Annotated in this window: 1 pseudogene; it reads right to left on the bottom strand. The window is 68.8% G+C overall.

From position 1 onward, the window contains the following. Window positions 1-415, bottom strand: a pseudogene (locus VQ03_RS30725) (type III glutamate--ammonia ligase); the annotation flags it as partial. Between the last annotated feature and the right edge of the window lie 204 nt (window positions 416-619).

The following is a 619-nucleotide window of genomic DNA, read 5'->3' as shown; positions in this document are numbered from 1 at the left end:
GTCTCGTGGGCTCGGAACCGTCCGGCGTGATCAGGAAGAACTCGCACTCGACGCCGGTCTTCATCTGCAATCCGTCGCGGGCCGCCTCGGCGATCAGGCGCTTGAGGATGTTGCGCGGCCCCTGCTCCACCGGCTTGCCGCCCATGACGAGGTCGGCGGGCAGCCAGCCGACCTCCGGCTTCCAGGGCAGCTGGATCAGGCCGGCGGCATCGGGAACGGCGAGGAGGTCGGCATCGGCCGGGCTCATGTCGAGCCAGGTGGCGAAGCCTGCGAACCCGGCGCCGTTCCGACAGGTGCTGGCAATGGCGGCGGCCGGGACGAGCTTGGCGCGCTGCGTGCCGAACAGGTCCGTGTAGGAGACGAGGAAGTACTTGATGCCGCGCTCTTTCGCGACGGTTTCGAGATCCGTGTTCATGGCGTCACCCTGCGTTGATTCGGGCGGCCCGCTCGGCCGTGCTGTCGAAGGGAAAGGCCGCCCCCGTGGGACGGCCCTTCGTTGTGCTCAAAAGCCGGTCTTGCCCGGAATCCAGCCCGTGCCGGCCATCGGCACCTGCGCCATGGCGGCGGCCTCGATGGTGAGCGCCACGAGGTCCTCGGGTTCGAGGTTGTGGAGGTGGCT

The sequence above is a fragment of the Methylobacterium tarhaniae genome (genome assembly GCF_001043955.1).
Lineage (GTDB): Bacteria > Pseudomonadota > Alphaproteobacteria > Rhizobiales > Beijerinckiaceae > Methylobacterium > Methylobacterium tarhaniae.
This window is presented reverse-complemented; position numbering and strand designations above follow the sequence as displayed.